This window comes from Nitratireductor sp. ZSWI3 (genome assembly GCF_024655565.1).
GTDB lineage: Bacteria > Pseudomonadota > Alphaproteobacteria > Rhizobiales > Rhizobiaceae > Nitratireductor.
Map to the genome: position 1 here is coordinate 1 of NZ_JANKOF010000033.1, position 20,999 is coordinate 20,999.

General features: G+C 65.9%; 19 protein-coding genes. 7 read left to right on the forward strand and 12 right to left on the reverse strand.

Features of this window, described 5'->3' with window-relative positions; translation table 11 throughout:
- Window positions 1–39: 39 nt before the first annotated feature.
- Together NUU27_RS12150 and NUU27_RS12155 are read right to left on the reverse strand one after the other, a co-directional pair.
- Window positions 40–1,608: an alkaline phosphatase gene (locus NUU27_RS12150; protein WP_257762374.1), complete on the reverse strand. Its 1,569-nt coding sequence runs from the start codon at window positions 1,606–1,608 to the stop codon at window positions 40–42.
- Between the two features lie 126 nt (window positions 1,609–1,734).
- Window positions 1,735–3,792, reverse strand: a complete 2,058-nt coding sequence (locus NUU27_RS12155) for a M3 family metallopeptidase (RefSeq protein ID WP_257762375.1) — start codon at window positions 3,790–3,792, stop codon at window positions 1,735–1,737.
- A 146-nt stretch (window positions 3,793–3,938) separates the two neighbouring features.
- Here NUU27_RS12155 and NUU27_RS12160 point away from each other — a divergent pair, with 146 nt between their 5' ends.
- From NUU27_RS12160 to NUU27_RS12170, 3 genes are all read left to right on the forward strand, one after another.
- Window positions 3,939–4,412 carry a MarR family winged helix-turn-helix transcriptional regulator gene (locus tag NUU27_RS12160; RefSeq protein WP_257762376.1) on the forward strand — a complete coding sequence of 158 codons (474 nt, stop codon included), beginning with the start codon at window positions 3,939–3,941 and terminating at the stop codon, window positions 4,410–4,412.
- Entirely contained in the window at window positions 4,409–5,671 is a 1,263-nt protein-coding gene (locus NUU27_RS12165) for a multidrug effflux MFS transporter (RefSeq protein ID WP_257762377.1), read from the forward strand. Before NUU27_RS12160 ends, NUU27_RS12165 begins: the two co-directional genes overlap by 4 nt.
- A gap of 235 nt (window positions 5,672–5,906) precedes the next feature.
- A complete protein-coding gene (locus NUU27_RS12170) occupies window positions 5,907–6,518 on the forward strand; it encodes a LysE family translocator (RefSeq protein WP_257762378.1) in 612 nt (203 codons plus the stop codon).
- Window positions 6,519–6,559: 41 nt separating this feature from the next.
- Here the strand turns inward: NUU27_RS12170 and NUU27_RS12175 are convergent, their stop codons facing one another.
- The 6 genes from NUU27_RS12175 to ccmA form a co-directional block, all read right to left on the reverse strand.
- Window positions 6,560–7,600, reverse strand: a complete 1,041-nt coding sequence (locus tag NUU27_RS12175; RefSeq protein WP_257762379.1) for a DUF2332 domain-containing protein — start codon at window positions 7,598–7,600, stop codon at window positions 6,560–6,562.
- Between the two features lie 98 nt (window positions 7,601–7,698).
- On the reverse strand, window positions 7,699–8,283 hold the full coding sequence (locus NUU27_RS12180; RefSeq protein ID WP_257762380.1) for a DsbE family thiol:disulfide interchange protein: 585 nt from the start codon (window positions 8,281–8,283) through the stop codon (window positions 7,699–7,701).
- The gene (ccmD, locus tag NUU27_RS12185; protein WP_257762381.1) at window positions 8,280–8,447 is read right to left on the reverse strand and encodes a heme exporter protein CcmD; all 168 of its coding nucleotides are present in this window, start codon (window positions 8,445–8,447) and stop codon (window positions 8,280–8,282) included. The genes NUU27_RS12180 and ccmD overlap by 4 nt, the downstream gene beginning before the upstream one ends.
- The gene (locus NUU27_RS12190; protein ID WP_374566639.1) at window positions 8,444–9,232 is read right to left on the reverse strand and encodes a heme ABC transporter permease; all 789 of its coding nucleotides are present in this window, start codon (window positions 9,230–9,232) and stop codon (window positions 8,444–8,446) included. Before NUU27_RS12190 ends, ccmD begins: the two co-directional genes overlap by 4 nt.
- Before the next feature lie 43 nt (window positions 9,233–9,275).
- Window positions 9,276–9,941: a heme exporter protein CcmB gene (gene ccmB / locus NUU27_RS12195; RefSeq protein ID WP_257762383.1), complete on the reverse strand. Its 666-nt coding sequence runs from the start codon at window positions 9,939–9,941 to the stop codon at window positions 9,276–9,278.
- Between the two features lie 433 nt (window positions 9,942–10,374).
- Entirely contained in the window at window positions 10,375–10,989 is a 615-nt protein-coding gene (gene ccmA / locus NUU27_RS12200) for a heme ABC exporter ATP-binding protein CcmA (protein ID WP_257762415.1), read from the reverse strand.
- A 25-nt stretch (window positions 10,990–11,014) separates the two neighbouring features.
- Between ccmA and NUU27_RS12205 the strand changes: the two genes are divergently transcribed.
- From NUU27_RS12205 to NUU27_RS12220, 4 genes are all read left to right on the forward strand, one after another.
- A complete protein-coding gene (locus tag NUU27_RS12205) occupies window positions 11,015–11,218 on the forward strand; it encodes a hypothetical protein (protein ID WP_257762384.1) in 204 nt (67 codons plus the stop codon).
- A gap of 54 nt (window positions 11,219–11,272) precedes the next feature.
- The gene (acnA, locus tag NUU27_RS12210) at window positions 11,273–13,966 is read left to right on the forward strand and encodes an aconitate hydratase AcnA (protein WP_257762385.1); all 2,694 of its coding nucleotides are present in this window, start codon (window positions 11,273–11,275) and stop codon (window positions 13,964–13,966) included.
- A 355-nt stretch (window positions 13,967–14,321) separates the two neighbouring features.
- A complete protein-coding gene (locus NUU27_RS12215) occupies window positions 14,322–15,077 on the forward strand; it encodes a thioredoxin family protein (protein WP_257762386.1) in 756 nt (251 codons plus the stop codon).
- Between the two features lie 464 nt (window positions 15,078–15,541).
- A complete protein-coding gene (locus NUU27_RS12220; RefSeq protein WP_257762387.1) occupies window positions 15,542–15,928 on the forward strand; it encodes a DUF2794 domain-containing protein in 387 nt (128 codons plus the stop codon).
- Between the two features lie 134 nt (window positions 15,929–16,062).
- On the opposite strand, the gene NUU27_RS12225 is transcribed toward NUU27_RS12220, so the two are convergent.
- The 4 genes from NUU27_RS12225 to NUU27_RS12240 all read right to left on the reverse strand — a co-directional run bounded on the left by NUU27_RS12225 (window position 16,063) and on the right by NUU27_RS12240 (window position 20,931).
- Window positions 16,063–16,638 (reverse strand): GNAT family N-acetyltransferase, encoded by a 576-nt coding sequence (locus NUU27_RS12225; RefSeq protein WP_257762388.1) that lies wholly within the window; start codon window positions 16,636–16,638, stop codon window positions 16,063–16,065.
- 92 nt (window positions 16,639–16,730) lie between these two features.
- The gene (locus NUU27_RS12230; RefSeq protein ID WP_257762389.1) at window positions 16,731–17,471 is read right to left on the reverse strand and encodes a Bax inhibitor-1/YccA family protein; all 741 of its coding nucleotides are present in this window, start codon (window positions 17,469–17,471) and stop codon (window positions 16,731–16,733) included.
- Between the two features lie 212 nt (window positions 17,472–17,683).
- Window positions 17,684–20,233: an ABC transporter permease gene (locus NUU27_RS12235; protein ID WP_257762390.1), complete on the reverse strand. Its 2,550-nt coding sequence runs from the start codon at window positions 20,231–20,233 to the stop codon at window positions 17,684–17,686.
- The gene (locus NUU27_RS12240) at window positions 20,230–20,931 is read right to left on the reverse strand and encodes an ABC transporter ATP-binding protein (RefSeq protein WP_257762391.1); all 702 of its coding nucleotides are present in this window, start codon (window positions 20,929–20,931) and stop codon (window positions 20,230–20,232) included. Before NUU27_RS12240 ends, NUU27_RS12235 begins: the two co-directional genes overlap by 4 nt.
- Window positions 20,932–20,999 lie beyond the last annotated feature (68 nt).

Genomic DNA, 20,999 nt, shown 5'->3' on the forward strand with positions numbered 1-20,999 from the left:
CCGGGGCCGTTCGCCCCGGCGCATGATCGGCCCGCCAGCTCAGGCCGAGCGGATGGGATCGAGCGTCGTCTTGTAGAGCTCGTTGTCGTCGCGGTCCATCAGGCGAACGGTCATCTGCTCGGTGACGGCATCGATGTCGACAAGGCCGAAGAACTGGAAGCCGGCGGAGGGCGGCAGGTTGGCGCCCTGCTCGGCGCTCGGCGCCTTGACGTATTTCAGCTCCGGGCCGAAGGTCTGGTCGAGATCGTTCGGGCCGAAGGTGCCGGCGTGCAGCGGGCCGGAGACGAACTCCCAGAACGGGTTGAAATCCTGGAACTGAGCCTTGTCCGGGTTGTAGTAATGCGCCGCCGTGTAGTGCACGTCGGCGGTCAGCCACACCGTGTTGTCGATGCCGGCGTTCTTGATGAAGCGCAAGAGGTCGGCGATCTCCAGCTCGCGGCCCCTGGCCGGGCCGTCGTCGCCATTGGCGACGGCCTCGATGTTGTCGTCGTCGCGCACCACCAGGCCGATCGGCATGTCGGCGGCGATCACCTTCCACGTGGCGCGGGAATTGGCCAATTCGCGCTTCAGCCACTGCACCTGCTGCTCGCCGAGGATGCGCGACTGGGGGGTGAGGCTTTCTTCCATCGAGGTCGTGTTCGGGCCGCGATAGGAGCGCATGTCGAGGAAGAAGACGTCGAGCAGCGGCCCATAGGCGATCTTGCGATGCACCCGGCCGGGTTCGGCCGGCGTGTAGCGGATCGGCGTCATCTCGTGGAACGCGCGCGCCGCGCGCGCCTGCAGCAGCGGCACCGACTTGACCTTGTAGCGGTCGTCGGCCGTCAGATCCTTGGAAGACGACCAGTTGTTGACGACCTCGTGGTCGTCCCACTGGAAGAAGGTCGGGCAGACGGCGTTCAGCGCACGCACATGCTCGTCCATCATGTTGTATTTCCACTGGCCCCGGAACTCATGCAGCGTTTCGGCGACCTTGCTCTTCTCCTCGGTCGTCACCTTGTTGATCCACTTGGTGCCGTCCTTCAGCTCGACCTCTTGCTGGATCGCGCCGTCGGCATAGATGGTGTCGCCCGAATGCAGGAAGAAGTCGGGCTGGTGACCGGCCATCGTCGCATAGGTCTTCATGCCGACTTCGTCGATGCCCCAGCCCTGGCCGGCGGTGTCGCCCGACCAGCTGAAGCGGATGTTGCGGCGGGCGGAAGGTGCGGTGCGGAAGCGGCCGACGATCGGCTCCGAGGAGGCCGAGACGTCGTCGAGATCGACCGCCGTCATGCGGTAGAAGAATTCCTGATCGGGGGTGAGGTCCTCGAGCAGGCGCTTCACCGTGAAATCCGTCTCGGGCAGGGCGTCCAGCGCCGACAGGCGCAAGGGACCGGCAAAGCTCTCGGTGGTCGACACCTCGAACTGGATGCGGGCCGGACGGTCGGTGCGCGTCCAGATCATGGCGCTCGTCGCATCGACGTCACCCGATTGCACGCCGTGCGTGAAGACCGGGCGGGCAGCGGCGCGCGAAATGGCCGGCAGGGCAAGGCCGCCGAGCGTGGTGGCCAGCGCCGTCGCGCCGGTGCCGACAAGGAACTTGCGGCGGGTACTCACTGCAAAGGACTTCATGACAGTCTCCCTCGAACTGATTGATTCGTGGGAGGCAATCTCGTCGCTGAATGTTGCAGCCGCTTATCGGCTCCATGACAGGAGCTTGAAGATTGCGTGACAGCCGGTTCGCCTGGGGCAGGCCCCTCAGGCGAGCCCCTTCTTCTCCATCATCGCCTCGGGGGTCGGCAGGCGGCCGCGGAAGGCCTTGTAGAGCTCTTCCGGATCCGCCGATCCGCCGGCCGAATAGATGTGCCGCCGCAGTTTCTCGGCGGTCTCTTCGTCGAACGGGTCGCCAGCCTCCTCGAAGGCGCGGAAGGCGTCGGCGTCGAGCACTTCCGACCACATGTAGGAATAATAGCCGGCCGAGTATCCGTCGCCGGCGAAGACGTGCAGGAAGTGCGGCGTCCGGTGGCGCATGACGATGGCGTCGGGCATGTCGAGCTGCTGCAGCGTCGCGGCCTCGAAGGCGAGCGGATCCGCCGGCGCGTCCGCGGTGCTGTGAAAGGCCATGTCGACAAGCGCCGAGGCCGTGAACTCGACGGTGGCGAAGCCGGCGTCGAAGGTCCGCGCGGCGATCATCTTCTCCAGAAGCTCCTCGGGCATCGGCGCGCCGGTCTCGTGGTGGAGGGCGAATTTCTGCAGCACCTGCGGGACGGTGAACCAGTGCTCGTAGAGCTGCGAGGGCAGTTCCACGAAATCGCGCGCCACCGAGGTGCCGGCGATCGACGGCCAGGTGACATCGCTGAGGAGCCCGTGCAGGGCGTGGCCGAACTCGTGGAACAGCGTGCGCGCCTCGTCCATCGAAAGCAGCGCCGGACGTCCCTTGGGCGGTTTGGCGAAGTTCATCACATTGTAGATGACCGGCGCCTTGCCCGTGCCCAGCCGATAGCCGGATTGCAGGGCGCTCATCCAGGCACCGGAGCGCTTCGAGGGGCGGTTGAAATAGTCGGCGAGGAAGACGCCACGCGCCGAGCCGCCGGCATTGCGCACGATGAAGCTGCGCACGTCCTCGTGCCAGGCGACGACGCCTTCCTGCTCCTCGAATGTGAGGCCGAACAGGCGGTTCGCCACATCGAAGGCGGCGGCAATGACGTTTTCGAGCGCCAGATAGGGCTTCAGCGCGCTTTCGTCGAAGGCGAAGCGCTCCGTGCGCCGCTTCTCGGCGTAGAAGCGCCAATCCCAGGGGGCGATGGCGTGGTTGTGCCCCTCGCCGGCGGCGATGCGGGCGAGATCCTTCTGGTCTTCTGCCGCCTTCTCGCGCGCCTTCTGCCATACCGGCTGCAACAGCTCCTGCACCGCTTCGGGCGTCTTGGCCATGGTGTCGTCCAGCTTCAGCGCCGCATATGTCTCGTAGCCGAGGAGGCGGGCCTTCTCGGCGCGCAGCTTCAGCGTCTCGCAAACGATCCCCGCATTGTCGGTGTCGCCGCCGTTCTCTCCGCGCCTCGTGAAGGCCTCGAACACCTTCTCGCGCAGATCGCGCCGCTCGGACGATGCGAGGAACGGCTCGACGATTGACCGCGACAGGGTGGCGGCGTAGCGACCGGCTTCGCCGCGCGAGGCGGCCGCTTCCGCCATGGCGCTCTTCAGCGAGTCGGAAAGCCCGGCAAGATCGCCCTCGTCCAGAAAGTGCGCCCAGCCGCTTTCGTCGGCGAGCACGTTCTGACCGAATTTCGCGCCGAGGCCGGCGAGCTCTTCGTTGATCTTCGCCAGCCGCGCCTTGTCGGCCGCGCCCAGTCTCGCACCGCCTCGCACAAAGCGTTTCCAGGTCTTTTCGAGGACGCGGTCGGTTTCGGCGTCGAGGCCCAGCGTCTGCCGGGCTTCGTAGAGCGCATCTATGCGCGCGAACAGGGCGTCGTTCATGAAGATCGCCGAGACGTGGCGTGCCATGCGCGGCGAAATCTCGCGCTCTAGGGACTGGATCGCCTCGTTCGTGTGCGCTCCCGCACGCGTCCAGAAGATCGCCGAGACCTTGGACAGCGCGTCGCCGGCAAGCTCCAGCGCCGCCAGCGTGTTCTCGATGGTTGGCGGCTCGGGGTTGCCGGCGATCTCGGCGATCTCGGCCGCGTGCGCGGCAAGCGCCGCATCGAAGACCGGCGCAAAGGCGACATCATCGAACGCTGCGAAATCAGGCAGACCGAGAGCGCCGTTCCAGTTCACAAGGGGATGGGTCTCGAGATCGACGGGAGCGACTGGCTTTTGCATGAGGGTTCCGGGACTGGGGATCGAAGGGTGTCGTCAGCGATGTAGGCGTCGCGGCGAGGTTGCGCAATGGCGGAATCTTGACGCCGCAGGGCGGGAACTCTACGTATGGCTTATAATAAGTATGCCTTATTACATGGTCGTGCCTCATGCCGCATCACGTCAATCCCGAATCCTTCGGCTTCCTCGTCACCGATCTCTACCGTCTGATCCGGGGAGAGATGGATCGCGCCATCGCCCAAGCGGGTCTCGGCGTGACGGCCGGCGAAGCGCGGACCCTGTCCCATGCTGCGCGGGCGGGCAGCGTCCGGCAGAATGTGCTGGCCGAGCGCATGGGCGTCGAGGCGATGACGCTGAGCGGCTATATCGACCGGCTCGAGGCGCGCGGCCTCGTCAGGCGGGTGAACGATCCCAGCGACCGCCGCGCCAAGCTGGTCGAGCTGACGGATGCCGCCGAGGATGTGCTGGCGGCGGTCGCCGATGTCGCTGCCCGGGTGCGCCGCAAAGCCGCCGGCTCCGCCTCGATAACGGAGTGGGAGCAGTTCCTTGCGCAGTTGAAGGCCGTGCGCGACAACCTGAGCAAGCCGGACGACGATGCCGCCGGGCAGAAAGCGCTGGTATGAACGCCCGGCCGGACCTCCTGGAGGCGTCGGGCGAGCCACCGCTCATGAGCGAGCGTCGCACCAGCCTGATCGGTGCGATGCTGGTGGCTCTCGGGCCCTTCTCCCTGGCCCTGTTCACGCCGGCCATGCCGGAAATCGTCCGCGCCTTCGGCACCACCGAGGCGGCGGTGAAGATGACGCTGTCGCTCTATTTCGCCGGGTTCGCCTTCGCCCAGCTCATCTGCGGGCCGATGTCCGACGGGTTCGGGCGCAAGCCCGTCACCTACTTCTTCATCGGCATCTATGTGCTGGCGAGCCTCGTCGCGCTCATCTCGCCGAACATCGAGACGCTGATCCTGGCTCGCTTCCTGCAAGGCGTCGGCGCGGCGGTGGGCGTTGCCGTCTCGCGCGCCATCGTGCGCGACCTGTTCACCCATGAGCGGTCGGCGCGAATCATGAACCTGATCGGCATGATCCTGGCGATCGGACCGGCCGTCGCACCGACGCTCGGCGGCCTGACCATGGAACTGGCCGGCTGGCACGCCATCTTCGCGCTGATGCTGGCGGCGGGGATCGGCATCGTGCTCATCGTTCATTTCTGCATGCGCGAAACGGTGGAGCGGGACCTCTCGCGCATCCGGCCGGGGGCGTTGCTGAAGTCCTATGCCACCTTGACGCGCAGCGGCTATTTCATGCTGTCCAGCCTGGTCGTCGCCGGCTCGGCGGGGGCGCTCTATTCGCTGGCGACCGTCCTGCCTTTCATCCTGATGGGTCGTGCAGGCCTGTCGCCGGCGCAGTTCGGCATCGGCATGCTGGCCCAGAGCGGCATGTATTTCATGGGCTCCGTGGCGGTGCGGTTCCTCATGCCGCGCGTCGGCGCCAGCATGCTGGTTCCGGTCGGGCTCGTCTTCATCGGCGTCGGCAGCCTTGCGGTCGCCCTGTCGCTCGGCCTCGTCCCGCCCAGCTTCATGAGCGTCATGGCGCCTGTCGGCCTCTATGCCTTCGGCATCGCCTTCGTCATGCCGGCGATGATGACGGCATCGCTGGCGCCCTTTCCGCGCATGGCCGGTTCCGCATCCTCCATGATGGGCTTCCTGCAGATGGGGGCCGGACTGGTCGGCGGTTCCTTCACGGCGCTCATCGGCGATCCCGTTCTCGGCATGATGATCGTCATTCCCGCGCTCGGCGCCACCGCCATCGTCTCATGGCTGATCTGGCGTCGATTGCCGGAACCGACACTGGCCACCGCGATGCGCCCCAATCCGCCCGGGCCGGCGTAAAGGCGGCTCCATGACCTGCCGCAGGACGACGGAGTGGGGGTGAGTGATCTCGTGTTGACCTAAGTTCCAAGCTCCGAACCTCCCCGCGGCGCCGCTTGACAGGCTCATGAGGCAGTGCACACTGCCGCTTTCATCGAGCGGGCCGTTTCCTTTGGAACGTGCCGATAATGCTCGGTTTTCTACAGCGCTTGCGGCGGGGCCCGTCCGGTCGCAGATGCTTCGATGGAGGCGGACCATGGATCCGGCATTTCTTCTCACGGCACTGATCGTGGTGCTCATCCCCGGCACGGGGGTGATCTACACGCTGGCGATTGCGCTGGGGCGCGGAGGCGCGGCGTCGGTCTCGGCAGCCTTCGGGTGCACGCTTGGAATCCTGCCGCACATCGCCGCTGCGATCCTCGGGCTGGCGGCCCTGCTTCACGCCAGCGCCATGCTGTTCCAGGTGGTGAAGTTCGCCGGCGTTCTCTATCTGCTTTGGATGGCCTGGGGTGCGCTCAGCGAAAAGGGTATACTCGATGCGCAGCCGGATCGTGCTCCGGCATCGCACTGGAAGATCATCCGCCGCGGCTTCCTGATCAACATCCTCAATCCGAAGCTGTCGATCTTCTTCCTCGCCTTCCTGCCGCAATTCATCCCGGCCGATACGGCCGCGCCGGCCGTGGCCATGGCTTGGCTCGGTTTCGTCTTCATGGTGATGACCTTCGTGATCTTCGTCTTCTACGGCCAGGCGGCGGCGCTGGTGCGCGGCAGGGTGCTTTCCAGCCCGGTCATCATGAAATGGCTTCGCCGCTCCTTTGCGGCGGCGTTCGCCGCGCTTGGCCTGCGCCTGGCATTCTCCGCACGATAGGCGCTTTGAAGGCCGGGCCGCAACGGCGCCTTCCTTCCTCCTCATCCTGCGATCCACTCGATCCAGCGGCCGTGGAAATCGCAGCGGGCGAGATCGCGCGTGATGCCGCCGGGCCATAGGGTCAGGCGCAGCGTGGCGTAGGGGTCCTGCGCGGTTACGGGCTCCATCCGCAGCCAGGCGATCGGCGCTCCGCCGTCCCGGCCGGCATCGGCCAGGGCCTGTTCGATGCGGCCGCGTGTCACCTGGGGCAGATATTGCCACATGATCGAATGGAACAGCACGAACATCGCGTCCGGCCGTCGCCCGGCGAGCGCGGTGCCGACGAAGTCGGCGGCATCCACCCGGTCGATGGCAAACGGCTCGCTCGCCGCCAGACCTATCGCAGCCGTCAGCCGCTGCAGTCGCTCCGTCTGGTCGGCCCAGATGTAGGAGGCCAGTCGCAGCCGTTCCTCCGGCCGGGCAATCTCGATGGGGGCGATGTCGCTTCCCTTGCGCCCGACGATGTCGAGAGCCCCTCCGAGCGCCGGAACGCGGCCGCGAATCTGCGGAGCCAGGCGAACCGGTGAAGCCTGGTCGCCCCATTCGGTATCTGCGTAGAGATAGTGGAACCGATCGAACAGCAGATTGAGGCCGGCACTCGAGCCGATCTCATGCAGATCGAGAGGCAGGCCGGCCTCCCGCGCAATGGCGAGGAAGCCGGGAAGCAGCATTCCGGAACGGGCGATCTCGTTGGTCTGCGGTGCGCTGTCGAGCGTGCGGCAAAGCTGCTCGTCATGAACGGCGATGGCACCGCCCAGCGCCTCCCGCAGCGCCTCCCGGGAAACGAGATGAGGCGGATAGGCTGCCGCCAGCCGAGGATCCTCGCCCGAGAGAACCAAGGCGTGCAGTCCGCCGCACAGCCTCAGCGCCAGGGCGTCTTCGGACGGGTTGCCGGGCCATTCCCGGACGCGTCTTCCCGTGGCCGTCGCCGTGTCCAGCAGGTCCGGCAGCAGGCGGCATAGCTGAGCGGTAAAGGGAGAGCCCATCCGGTCGCAGGCCCGCGCCTGCTTTTCGAAATGCCGGCTTATGTCGTCGCTGCCCATGACGTCCTCCATTCCGTGGACGTCTTTTTAGCACCTGCAGCAAAATCGTGTTGCGGCACCGCGGCGCTTCGGCTGAGCCATGGTCCCGTCGGGCTGGCTCAGCGGGACGGCATTTCCGACAGCGCCTTCTCCAGTTGGGGCATCAGCTCGTCACGCACGCTCTCGGGGGTGAAGGGACCCACATGCTTGTAGCGGATCGTGCCGTCGGGCCCGACGAGGAAGGTCTCCGGAACCCCGTAGACGCCCCAATCGATGGCGGCGCGGCCGCTCCGGTCGACGCCGATGGCATCGAACGGATTGCCCAGGTCACCGAGGAAGCGGCGGGCGTTCTCCGGCTTGTCCTTGTAGTTGAGACCGGCCAGAACGAAGCGCTCGTCCTGAGCGAGCTGCATCAGAAGGGGATGTTCCTGCCGGCAGGGCACACACCACGAGCCCCAGACATTGACGAGCGTCACCTTGCCGGAAAAATCCCCCGAGGAGAGCCCCGGCAGATCCATGCCCTCGAGCGGCGGAAGGTCGGTCGGCGGCGCCGCCTTGCCGATCAACGCGGAGGGTACGAGGGCCGTGTCGCGCCCGGAATAAAGCTGCATCAGGAAAATGGCGGCCAGCGCCAGAAAGGCCGCAAGCGGCAAGAGAAACAGGAGGCGCCGTGCCTGCCGGGGCCTTTGCCCGGAAACGCTCATCGCTGCCGGTCCTTCCGCTCCGAGCGGCGGCGGATGCCCTGTTCTTCCAGCTCCTTCAGTTCGCGCCTTCGGGCCGCCTGGTCCACAAGGATCCAAATGCCGAGAGCGGCGATGACCAGGGCTGAAACGCCATAGGCGGCAAACACATAGGCGGCGTGCGTCATCGTGCCGCCCTTTCCGCCTTGCGCGCCGACAGGCGCTGCATGGCGATCACGCGGCGGCGCCAGATTTCGGCGCGCATCGCCATCAGGTGCAGCGTCAGGAAGAGAAGCGTGAAGCCCAGCGCGCAGATCAGCAGCGGCCATAACAGCGAAGCGTGGATCGTCGGTCCGTCGAGCCGGAAGACCGAGGCGGGCTGGTGCAGCGTGTTCCACCAGTCGACGGAAAACTTGATGATCGGAATGTTGATGAAGCCGACGAGAGTCAGGATTGCCGCAGCCCGCGCCGAGCGGCCGGGGTCGTCCATGGCACGCGTCAGCGCAATGATGCCGAGATACATCAGGAACAACACGAAAACCGAGGTGAGCCGCGCATCCCAGACCCACCATGTGCCCCACATGGGCTTGCCCCAGATGGAGCCGGTGAGAAGCGCCAGGGCGGTGAACGCCGCACCGATGGGAGCTGCTGATTTGAGCGCGACGTCGGCCAGCGGGTGCTTCCACACCAGCGTGCCGAGCGCCGAGGCGGCCATCAGCGAATAGCAGAACATGGAAAGCCAGGCGAAGGGCACGTGGATATACATGATCCGCACCGTGCTGCCCTGCTGGTAATCCTCGGGCGCGGCGAAGGCCAGATAGAGGCCGACCGCCAGCACCACCAGCGCGATCCCGCCCAGCCAGGGCACGAGCCGGTCCGCCAGCGCGAGGAATCGCGTCGGGTTGGCCAGCGCCGTGAGGCGGCCGGAAAGCGTTGTGGCTTGCGGGTTGGCGTCTGTCATGCCTGCACCCATAGCGTTGCCCGTTCTGTTCCGCAATCTACGCGATTGCCGCACATCAGTCGCCGCTCCAGCGCAGGGCGAGGGCAGCGGCCAGCGGCCCGATCACCGCAAAGAAAAGCATCAGCGCGGCAAGAATGAGGAAGGGCGGCAGGAAAGGGTCCGGATCCGCCACGGCGCCGCGGGCCGCCGCCACCCCGAAGATCAGCACCGGGATCGTGAGCGGCAGGACCAGAACCGACACGAGCAGCCCGCCGCGCGGCAGGGCCACCGCCAGCGCCGCGCCCACCGCGCCGATGAAGGTGATCGCCGGGGTTCCCACCGCGAGCGTCGCCGTCGCCGCGGCGATGCCGAGCGGCTCCACATTCATGAACAGGCCGAGGAGCGGCGTGACCACCACCAGCGGCAGCACGTTGACCGCCCAGTGCGCCAGGCATTTGACGAAGACGGTGAGCGCCGTCATGTGCCGGCCGTCGGCGATGAGCAGCAGATCGAGCGACCCGTCTTCGCGATCGGCCTGAAACAGGCGCTCGAGCCCGAGCAGGCTCGCCAGGAGGGCGCCGATCCACAGAATGGCCGGGCCAATGCGGGACAACAGGTTGAGGTCCGGGCCGACGCCGAACGGGATGACGGCGACGACGGCGAGGAAGAACAGGACCCCGGTCAACGCCCCGCTGCCGGCACGCACGCCCAGCCGGGTTTCGCGAAGGAAGAGCGCTAGCATGGGCCTGCCGTCCGTCTTTCGTGCCGGAATGTGCGCCCCTGCGCACCCTCCTCTGGCCTCCTGAGCTTGTCGAACGGGGCGGCCATCTCCCCCTCAAGGGGCGGGACAAGCGCATATGGCGGCGCGGTACCCCCACCCCTTACCCCTCCCCTCAAGGGGGAGGGGGATGATCGAGCGCCCAGCCTTTCTTCCCTCCCCCTTGAGGGGAGGGATCGAGGGTGGGGGTCGCAGGCGGAGCCTGCAAGAAAAATCATAGGCCATTGCCCTGCCTCAAGGGGGGAGATCGGACGGCCGCAAGGGTTTCGCGAATCTCTTATGCTGCAGAAGAAGCGAAGCGCAGACGACAGCCGATCTCCCCCCTTGTGGGGGAGATGCCCGCCCCGTTCGACAAGCTCAGGAGGGCAGAGGGGGGTGTGACGCGCGGAAACCTCGATCATGCCGGCGCTCCGTCCCCCATTCGCAGTTCCCTCGCCCGCTCGAGCCCCAGCGGCAGGTGCGTGGCGGCGACGATGATCCCGCCATCTTCCAGATGCACGCCCATCAGCTCGGCAAATTGCGATTCGGACGCCTTGTCGAGGCCGGAGGTGGGCTCGTCGAGCAGCCAGACCGGACGGTAGCTGACGAGCAGGCGCGCTATGGCGGCGCGGCGGCGCTGGCCGGTGGAGAGATAGCCGAACGGCAGGTGGCCGATCGGCTCAAGGCCCACCATCTCCAGCGCCTCCCGCGGCGACAGATGGGCCCCGCCCAGAAAATCCTGCCAAAAGACCAGGTTCTCCACGACGCTGAGGGCCGCCTTCATGGCATTGCGATGGCCGAGATAGTGGCAGGCGGCGGCCACGTCCGGCCACTCCTCGCCGCCCCCCGTGAGGTGCACGCGGCCGCTCGCCAGCGGCAGAAGGCCGCACAGCACGCGCAGGAGGGTCGACTTGCCGGCGCCGTTCGGGCCGGTCACCGTCAGCGCCTCACCGCCCGCCAGCGTGAAGGACAGACCGGAGAACACGGGTTCGCCGCCGCGCTCGCCGCCCAGATCCTCGGCGGCAAGCCGCAAAATTTGCTGTTGGTCCGGCAAGGGAATGTTCCTGAATTTTTGCAATGCGGCGGTTTTGCCTCATATCGGTATGGAACTCTTTTACGAAATTCTCTATATGCCGGACAACCACGCCAGCGGTCGGCGTGTAATTCTTTGTGCCGATACCCGCGCGCGCGCCGCCTTTAACGGCCCGGGACGCTTGGGGGCGGACAGCGGAAATGACCGTACCCGCACCTTTTGCGCGTGATGCCTAGAGGAGTCCGTTCCCGTTTCGGATGAACAGACCAGGATAGGATCGCTCGTGTCAAAATCTCTCGATAGTTTCAATTGCCGCCGCACCCTCAAGGTGGGCGATGCCGAGTATGTGTATTTCGACCTCAAGGAGGCCGAGAACAACGGTCTTGCCGGCATCTCGCGTCTGCCCTTCTCGATGAAGGTGCTTCTCGAGAATCTTCTGCGCAACGAAGACGGACGCTCGGTCACCAAGTCCGATATCGAAGCGGTCGCGGCCTGGCTCGACGACAGGGGCACAGCCGGTCACGAGATCGCCTACCGCCCGGCCCGCGTGCTGATGCAGGATTTCACGGGCGTGCCGGCCGTGGTCGACCTGGCGGCCATGCGCGATGCCATGGTGTCGCTCGGCGGCGACCCGCAGAAGATCAACCCGCTCGTTCCGGTGGACCTCGTCATCGACCATTCGGTCATCGTCGATGAGTTTGGCACGCCGAAGGCTTTCGCCCGCAACGTGGAGCTGGAGTACCAGCGCAACGGCGAGCGCTACCGGTTCCTGAAATGGGGTCAGAAGGCGTTCAAGAATTTCCGCGTCGTGCCCCCCGGCACCGGCATCTGCCATCAGGTGAACCTCGAATATCTCGGCCAGACCGTCTGGACCAAGGATGAGGACGGGGTGACGGTCGCTTATCCCGACACCTGCGTGGGCACCGATTCGCACACCACCATGATCAACGGTCTCGGCGTGCTCGGCTGGGGCGTGGGCGGCATCGAGGCCGAGGCCGCCATGCTCGGCCAGCCGGTCTCCATGCTCCTGCCGGAAGTCATCGGCTTCAAGCTGACGGGCAGGATGAAGGAAGGCGTGACGGCGACCGACCTGGTGCTCACCGTCGTGCAGATGCTGCGCAAGAAGGGCGTCGTCGGCAAGTTCGTCGAGTTCTTCGGCGACGGGCTGGATCACCTGACGCTGGCCGACGCCGCCACGATCGGCAACATGGGTCCGGAATACGGCGCCACCTGCGGCTTCTTCCCAGTCGATTCGGAAACGCTCAACTACCTCAACGTCTCCGGCCGCTCGAAGGAACGCATCGCGCTGGTTGAGGCCTACTGCAAGGCACAGGGCATGTTCCGCGAGACGGGCAGCGAGCATCCGGTGTTCACCGACACGCTGGAGCTCGACCTCGGCGACGTCGTGCCCTCGATGGCCGGCCCGAAGCGCCCCGAGGGCCGCATCCCGCTCGAGAACATCGCCTCCGGCTTCGCCGAATCGCTGGAGAAGGAATACAAGAAGGATCCGGCGAGCCTCGAGAAGCGCTGGACGGTGGAGGGCGAGGACTACGATCTCGGCCATGGCGACGTGGCCATTGCCGCCATCACCTCCTGCACCAACACCTCCAATCCGAGCGTGCTGATCGGCGCCGGGCTGCTCGCCCGCAACGCCAATCGCCTCGGCCTGAAGCAGAAGCCCTGGGTCAAGACCTCGCTCGCTCCGGGCAGCCAGGTGGTGGCCGAGTATCTCGCCAATTCGGGCCTGCAGAAGGAGCTCGACCAGATCGGCTTCAACCTCGTCGGCTTCGGCTGCACGACCTGCATCGGCAATTCGGGCCCGCTGCCGGGACCGGTCTCCAAGACGATCAACGACAAGGGCCTCATCGCCGCCGGCGTGCTCTCGGGCAACCGCAACTTCGAAGGCCGCATCTCGCCGGACGTCCAGGCCAACTACCTGGCCTCGCCGCCGCTGGTGGTCGCCTACGCGCTCGCCGGCACGGTGACCAAGGACCTGACGAAGGAGCCGATCGGTCAGGACAAGGACGGCAACGACGTCTATCTGAAGGACATCTGGCCCTCCAACCAGGAGATCCAGGAGTTCATCCAGAAGAACGTCACGCGCGACCTCTTCGAGAAGAAATACGCCGAGGTCTTCAAGGGCGACGAGAACTGGCAGGCCGTGCAGGTGCCGGAAGGCGAGACCTATGCCTGGGACGACAAGTCGACCTATGTGCAGAACCCGCCCTATTTCGTCGGCATGAAGAAGACCGCCGGCGGCGTCAGTGACATCAAGGGCGCCCGCATCCTCGGCCTGTTCGGGGACAAGATCACCACCGACCACATCTCGCCGGCCGGTTCCATCAAGGCGGCTTCGCCGGCCGGCAAGTACCTGATGGACAATGGCGTGGGCGTCGCCGACTTCAACCAGTACGGCACGCGCCGCGGCAACCATGAGGTGATGATGCGCGGCACCTTCGCCAACATCCGCATCCGCAACCACATGCTGGGCGAGAACGGCACCGAAGGCGGCTACACGATCCACTATCCCTCCAAGGAGGAGATGTCGATCTACGATGCGGCCATGGAATACCGCAAGGAAAGCGTGCCGCTGGTGATCTTCTCCGGCGTTGAATACGGCAACGGCTCGTCGCGCGACTGGGCCGCCAAGGGCACCAACCTGCTCGGCGTGCGCGCCGTTATCGCTCAGAGCTACGAGCGCATCCACCGCTCGAATCTGGTCGGGATGGGCGTCATCCCCTTCGTCTTCGCCGAGAAGACGAGCTGGCAGGAACTGGGCCTGAAGGGCGATGAGACAGTAACGATCGACGGTCTCGAGACCATCAAGCCGCGTGCCACCGTCAATGCCACGATCACCTATGCCGACGGTTCGGTGAAGGAGGTTCCGCTGCTCTGCCGCATCGATACGCTGGACGAGCTGGAATACTTCAAGAACGGCGGCATCCTGCAGTACGTGCTGCGCGATCTGGCCGCTTGACCACGGCCGACACCCGCATCGCCAAGGCCGCCGGAGAGATCCGGCGGCCTTAGATCATCGCGATCGTTTTCAAAAAGTTAGAGCGGGATGCGGGCGGAAAACCGCTTCACACTTTTCCTCATCCCTTGCTTGGACCGGTTCATCGTTTCATGGAAACGTTGTCCCGTTCCATCTCTTTGTTTTTCCGCATTTATGCGGTCGTCAGGTGATTCCACCTGACTGCAAAATGCTCTGGTGTTGGAGGTCCGCGAGGCGGTCGCGACGGGTCTCACCGGAACGTGACTTCTGCTTGAGCTTTCCGACCCCCTATACTGCTTCGAAACAGACGGAAGTCTTCAGTTTCAGGACGGGAAGCATGACGTTTCAAGCCAGACGGCTCTGGCCGGCGGCCATGGTGCTGGCAGCCTGCCTCGCAACCGGCATGGCCCAGGCGCAGGATGCACGGCGCCCTCTGGGGGTGGTCGAGTTGTTCACCAGCCAGGGGTGCAGCTCGTGCCCGCCCGCCGACGCTCTCCTCAGCGAGCTGGCGCAAAAGGCCAATGTGATCGCTCTGGCATATCACGTGGACTATTGGGACTATCTCGGTTGGAAGGACGCCTTGGGCAGTGCCGAGAACACGGAGCGCCAGCGGGCCTATGCGAAGTCCCTGGAGAACGCTTCCGTCTACACGCCTCAGGCGATCGTCAACGGCCGGCGGGACATGAATGGGGCCCGTCGCGACAGCGTGCTCAGCGCCATGAACGGCATGGCAGAGACCGTCGACGGCCTGTCCGTCGACCTCTCGATCCGCGACACCGGCGACAGCATCGTCATCGACGCAGGGTCTCTGGAGGGTGGCGGAGCCGTCAACGCCCATGTTCTGCTGGTCGATTTCGCGCCACGGCAAACCGTCGCCATCCGGTCCGGCGAAAATCGGGGGCGGACCCTGGACTATTGGAATGCCGTCAACCGGATCCATACGGTCGGCATGTGGAACGGCGCGGCCAAGAGCTACGAGCTGCCGAAGAACGAGCTGGTCAAGGAAGGCAATGGCTGCGCGGTGCTGCTGCAGGTCGTCGACAAGAAGGGGCGGCCCGGCCCGATTCTCGGGGCGGCCAAGATGCAGCCTTAGAGCGCGGTGCTGTAAAGCACCGACCGTTCCGCCCCGACAATCAGCCAAAAAAAACCGGCGCTGACTGAACCAGCACCGGCATGACTTCCTTTGGGACCGTTGCCTTTTTCTCGCTGAGCGAGGTTGGTTCGATCCGGCCAACATCCCGAGGGCGGGGGGGCTTGGGGTTTTCGGGATCGGTGTCCGGACCGAACCGTCTCAGGCAACGGAGGAATGGTCGCGGGATAATGGGGCATGAGCTTGGACAAATTGTGGCAAGAATGTGTCACGACATCACCAATTCAGACAAAGCGTGCCCATTTGTTACTGTCGGCTAACGATAAGGGCTTGCAATTCACACGGCGGCCAGCCGCTTGCGCCCGGCTTCAACGACTTGATTTTAAAACATACTCTTTATGGGACTTGCATTTCGCGCACTGCCGGGCGAACCTTTTGCGTCACCAAATCGTCATGAGGTGCAACCGATGACAGATTACGGCAGCGCGGGGGAGGATAGGGACGACTCCGGGATATTGATCCCGCTGCATGAAGTGCGGAAGGTGAGATCGGACCTTCCCGTCACCTTCGAGCGGCGGGAGCTCGATCAGATCCTCCGCCTTTATGGCCGCATGGTCGCGGCCGGCGAGTGGCGCGACTATGCGATCGATCACCTGAAGGACCGGGCGATCTTCTCCGTGTTCCGGCGAACCAGCGAGATTCCGCTCTTCCAGATCGTCAAGGACCCCAAGCTGGCGCGCAAGCAGGGCGCCTACAGCGTCGTCGCCGCAACCGGAGCGATCCTGAAGCGCGGACACGAATTGCCCCGGGTGCTGACGGTTTTCGACAAGACGCTGCGTCTCGTCACGGGCTGAGCCTGGGCCGTGCGTAGTTCGACAAGCTCACCATGAGGGAGGGTGAGCTTGGCAGGGAGCCTGATCCCCAAGGCGTTGCGACCGGTTTTGCAACCAATATCGCCCCTCATGGTGAGCTCGTCGAACCACCCATTCTAGGAATGGGCGCTTTTGCGGAAGAGCCGTTCCGGCAGCGAATCCGGATCGGGCGGGCTTTGCGTTCCGCCGTTCAGTTCGATCTGCATGAAGACCGTGTCCAGCCAGCCGTCGAACTTGAAGCCGCTGCCCTTGAGCACCCCGGCATGGCGGAAGCCCAGCGCTTCATGCAGGCCGACGGAGGCGCGGTGGCGGGAGCCGTCGCCGATGACGGCGACGATCTGGCGAAAGCCACGCTCCCTGCAGGCTTCGACCAGCGCTTTCAAGAGATCCCGCCCGACACCCCGGCCCTGGGCCTGCGGCGCCACATAAACCGAATCCTCGACCATGAAGCGATAGGCGCGGCGGGGGCGGAACGGCCCCGCATAGGCATAGCCGAGAACCTCCTCGCCCGCCGCCGCCAGCAGATAGGGATAGTCCTTCTCGATCAGTGCCCGCATGCGCTGAAGCATCTCCGCTTCGTCCGGCGGCTCGAGCTCATAGCTGGCGGTGCCGTTGGCAACCGCATGTGCGTAGATGCGGGTGATGGCGGGTATGTCGGCGGGGGTTGCCGGACGGATGGTCAACGAGGTCATGCAGTTGCCGGTGTGGTGAGGCCTTGGGCCGAAGTGGAAACGAAAAAGGGCGGCCCGCAAGGCCGCCCTTTCCCGCACGATTCTGCGCAACGTTACTCGCGATTGCCGAGGAACTGCAGCAGGAACATGAACAGGTTGATGAAGTCGAGATAGAGCCGCAGCGCGCCCATGATCGCCTTGCGGCCGGACACGGCGCTGTCGTCGCCCTCGTAATACATCTCCTTGATCTGCTGGGTGTCGTAGGCGGTCAGGCCGGCGAACACCAGCACGCCGATCACCGAAATGGCGAACTGCAGGGCCGTGGAGCCGAGGAACAGGTTCACGATCGAGGCGATGATGATGCCGATCAGGCCCATGAACAGGAACGAGCCCATGCCCGACAGGTCGCGCTTGGTCGTATAGCCCCACAGCGACAGCGCGCCGAAGGAGGCGGCGGTGATGAAGAAGGTGCGGACGATGCTCTGCCCCGTATAGACGAGGAAGATGGTCGACAGCGAGAGGCCTACAAGGCCCGCATAGACCCAGAAGGTGGTCTGCGCGGCGGCGACGCTCATGTTCTGGATGCGGAAGCTGAGGAAGAACACCAGCGCCAGCGGTGCGAAGATCACCACCCAGCGGAAGGCGCTCGCATAGATCAGCTGGCCGAAACCGGTGAGCTGACCGTCGGCAACCGCAAGATTGAAGGCCCCAAACGCTGCCAGGCCCGTGATGGCCAGGCCGAGCGCCATGAGGTTGTAGACGCGAATCATATAGGCGCGCAGGCCCTCGTCGATGGCCGCATCCGCACGTACGCCGGGCGTCGCGCGGGCCTGATAGTTACGAAGGTCAGCCATAATTACCCCTTTCTGGCTCAATTCCCGTCCGGTGACGGCCGTCCGGCCGTGCGCCGCTGGCGGGAGTCCAGCATGCGTGCCCTCAAATATGATGTCTGTTTGTGTCGGCGACAAGCCCTTCCGCCGGGGAAATGCAGCCGCGACCAAAGTTCGCGGCAGCCGGCAAGCCTCACGAAGTCAAATGGTTAACGATTTGCCTGCTTTGGGCGAGGTCACAGGTTGCGCAGCACCGGCGCGGCCTTGTGGCCCAGCACCCGCCAGGTTCCCACCAGACCGAACCCGACGGTCAGCACGAGGGCGATGACCACGGTCGACAGGGCGACCTCCGGAAGGAAGCTTGCCGGCAGTCCCATCACCCGGGCGACCACGTACCAGGCGGCCACGCCACCGGCGAGGAGGGCGAACACCGCCGTGGCGAGCCCGATCAGCAGATACTCTAGGGTAAAGGCGGCGATCAGCGTGCGCCGCGTCGCGCCCAGCGTCTTCAGCACCACGGCATCGTGGATGCGGGCCCGGTTGCCGGCTGCCAGGGCACCCGAGAGCACCAGCACGGAGGCGATGAGCGCGACGGCCGCCGCCGCCCGGATGGCGGTCGCAAGCTGCTCCAGCAGCCGGTTGACGACATCGAGCGCATCCTTCACGCGGACGGTGGTGACTGTCGGGAAGCTGCGGGTCACGGCATTCAGGACCCGCGATTCGTCGGCCGGCGTGGCGTTTGCGTCGGTCAGCGTCGCGAGCCATGCGTGGGGGGCGCCGGCGAAGGTGTTGGGTGAGAAGACCATCACGAAATTGATCGCCAGCGTCTCCCATTCGACGCGGCGAAAATTGGCGATCCGCGCCGTGACGCTGCGGCCGAGCACGTTGACTGTGATCGTGTCGCCGACCTTCAGCCCGAGTTCGCCGCCCTCCTCGGCCGCGAACGACACCAGCGGCTCGCCCTGATAGTCGGGCGCCCACCACTGCCCGGCCGTCAGCGTGGCATTGTCCGGCGCGGTGTCGGAGTAGGTGATGCCGCGGTCGCCGCGCAGCACCCACCCGCCTTCCGGCGGGATCTTCATGTCGCGCACGTTCACCCCGTTGAGCGCGGTGATGCGGCCGCGCAGCATCGGCACGCGCTCGAGCCTGCCCTCCGGCGCCTCCTTGCCGACAAGCGCGGAGAAGGTCTCCACCTCGCCGCTCTGAACGTCGACGAAGAAGAAGTTCGGGGCCACCTCGGGCAGATTGCCGGTGATCTGGCGGCGCAGATTGCCGTCGATCAGCGCCAGCGTGGCGAGCAGGGTCAGGCCGAGGCCGAGGGAAAGAACGACGGAAGGCGTCAGCGCGCCGGGCCGATGGATGTTGCCGAGCGCGAGGCGGAGCGGCGTGGAGGCGATGCGCGGGCTGCGCCGGGCCAGCCACTCGATGCCGAGCGCCACGAAGCGCAGGACCAGGAAGGCGCCGACCGCGGCGCCGACGAAGATCGCCGCCATGCGGCGGTCGTCCGAAAACCAGATCGCAAAACCGGCCAGCACCGCCGCGATGGCTGCGGACAGCACGATATAGACGGGCCGCGGCCAGCCCCGGCCATCGATGCCCATTTCGCGGAACAGGGCCGTGGCCGGCACCTCGCGCGCCCTGCCGAGGGGGATCAGCGCGAAGACCAGCGTGATCATCACGCCGAACAGGGTGGCGATGGCAAGCGCCGCCGGGTAGAGGCCGCCCGCCGCGGGCACTGGAAGCATGTTCGACAGCACCGCCGAGGCGGCGAACGGCATCAGCATGCCGAGCGCCAGCCCCGCCAGGATGCCGATGCCGGCGATGAGCATGATCTGCACGAGATAGACGGTGAAGACGAAGCCGCCGGAGGCGCCAAGGCTCTTGAAAGTGGCGATCACCGCACGCTTGCTGTCCAGATAGGCACGCACCGCATTGGCGACGCCGACGCCGCCGACCACCAGGGCGGTCAGCCCGACCAGGGTCAGGAACTGCGAGAAACGTTCGATGTTGCTCGACAGCGAGGGAGCGGCGTTGCTGCGCGAGCGGATGTTCCAGCCAGCATCGGGAAACGCCTCGCCTGCCTGCTGCCGGGCGGCTTCGAGCGCGGCTTCGCCGGCATCCGCCGGCAGGCGCACCTTGTAGACATGCCTGATCAGGCTGCCCGGCTGCACGAGGCCGGTCGCCTCGAGCGCCGGCAGCGAGATCATCAGGCGTGGCGCGAAGCCGAACCCGTCCGAAACCGCATCCGGCTCGGTCACCAGCATGGCCCGCAGCTCGATGGCCTGGCCGCCGAGCATGATGCGGTCGCCGGGCTCGAGGCCGAGCCGCTCGAACAGGAGTTCGGGCGCGGCGGCGCCGAACGCCCCGTCCCTCTCGCCGAACAGATCCTCCTGCGCCAGCTGCGGCTGCGTCACCAGCTCGCCATAGAGCGGATAGAGCGCGTCGACGGCCTTCACCTCCACCAATGCCTGGTCGGACCCGTCGGCGAGCCTTGCCATGGAGCGCATGTTGGCGCTCTCGGCCGTATCGCCGAGACCGGTGAGGAAGGCTCGCTCCGCATCGGTGGCGCGCCTCTGCGTCAATGCGAAGCGAAGATCGGCGGCCAGCAGCGACTGGCCCTGCGTCTCCACGGCCTCGCCGATGGCGCGCGCCACCGAATTGACGCCGCCGATGGCGGCGACGCCCAGGGCAATGCAGGCCAGAAAGACGAAGAAGCCGGCCAGCCCGCCGCGCATCTCGCGCAACGAGAAGCGAAACGCCAGACGCAGCGTGCGCGTGAAGCTCATGCGGTTGCCGCCTTGATCGCGGGCGCCGTCGGCTCGATCCGGCCGGAGCGCATGGCGACCTGTCGCGCGCAGCGTGCGGCAAGCGCCGGATCGTGGGTCACCAGCACCAGGGACGTGCCGCGTTCCTCGGCCTTGGCGAACAGGAGATCGGCGATCTGCCGCCCCGTCGCCTGGTCGAGATTGCCGGTGGGCTCGTCGGCGATCAGGATGGCGGGCGCCGGCGCAAGCGCGCGGGCGATGGCGACGCGCTGCTGCTCGCCGCCCGACAATTCACCCGGATAATGCGTCAACCGGCCGCTGAGGCCGACCGCCGCCAGCTCGGCTTCCGCCGCCGCGAAGGGATCGGGGTGATGCGCCAGCTCCAGCGGCACGGCGACGTTTTCGAGCGCCGTCATGTTGGGAATGAGATGGAAGGACTGGAACACGATGCCGATCGTGCGGCCGCGAAAGGCGGCAACGGCATCCTCGCCGAGCCGGTTCAGCTCCGTTCCGTCGACGCGCACTGCGCCGCTGTCGATCCGCTCCAGCCCGGCGATCACCATCAGCAGGGTGGATTTTCCCGAACCGGAAGGACCGATGATCGCCGTCGACTGGCCGCGCGCGACCGACAGGCTCACATCCTTCAGGACATGGACGGACGAAGCGCCCTCGCCCAGGGTCAGCGACACGTCCTCCAGCTCGATCACGGGTTCTGTCACGGAAAAGACATCCTATATTGGGAAGACATGGCGTGGCGGTCGTACAAGGCGGACGATTTCGGCAAATA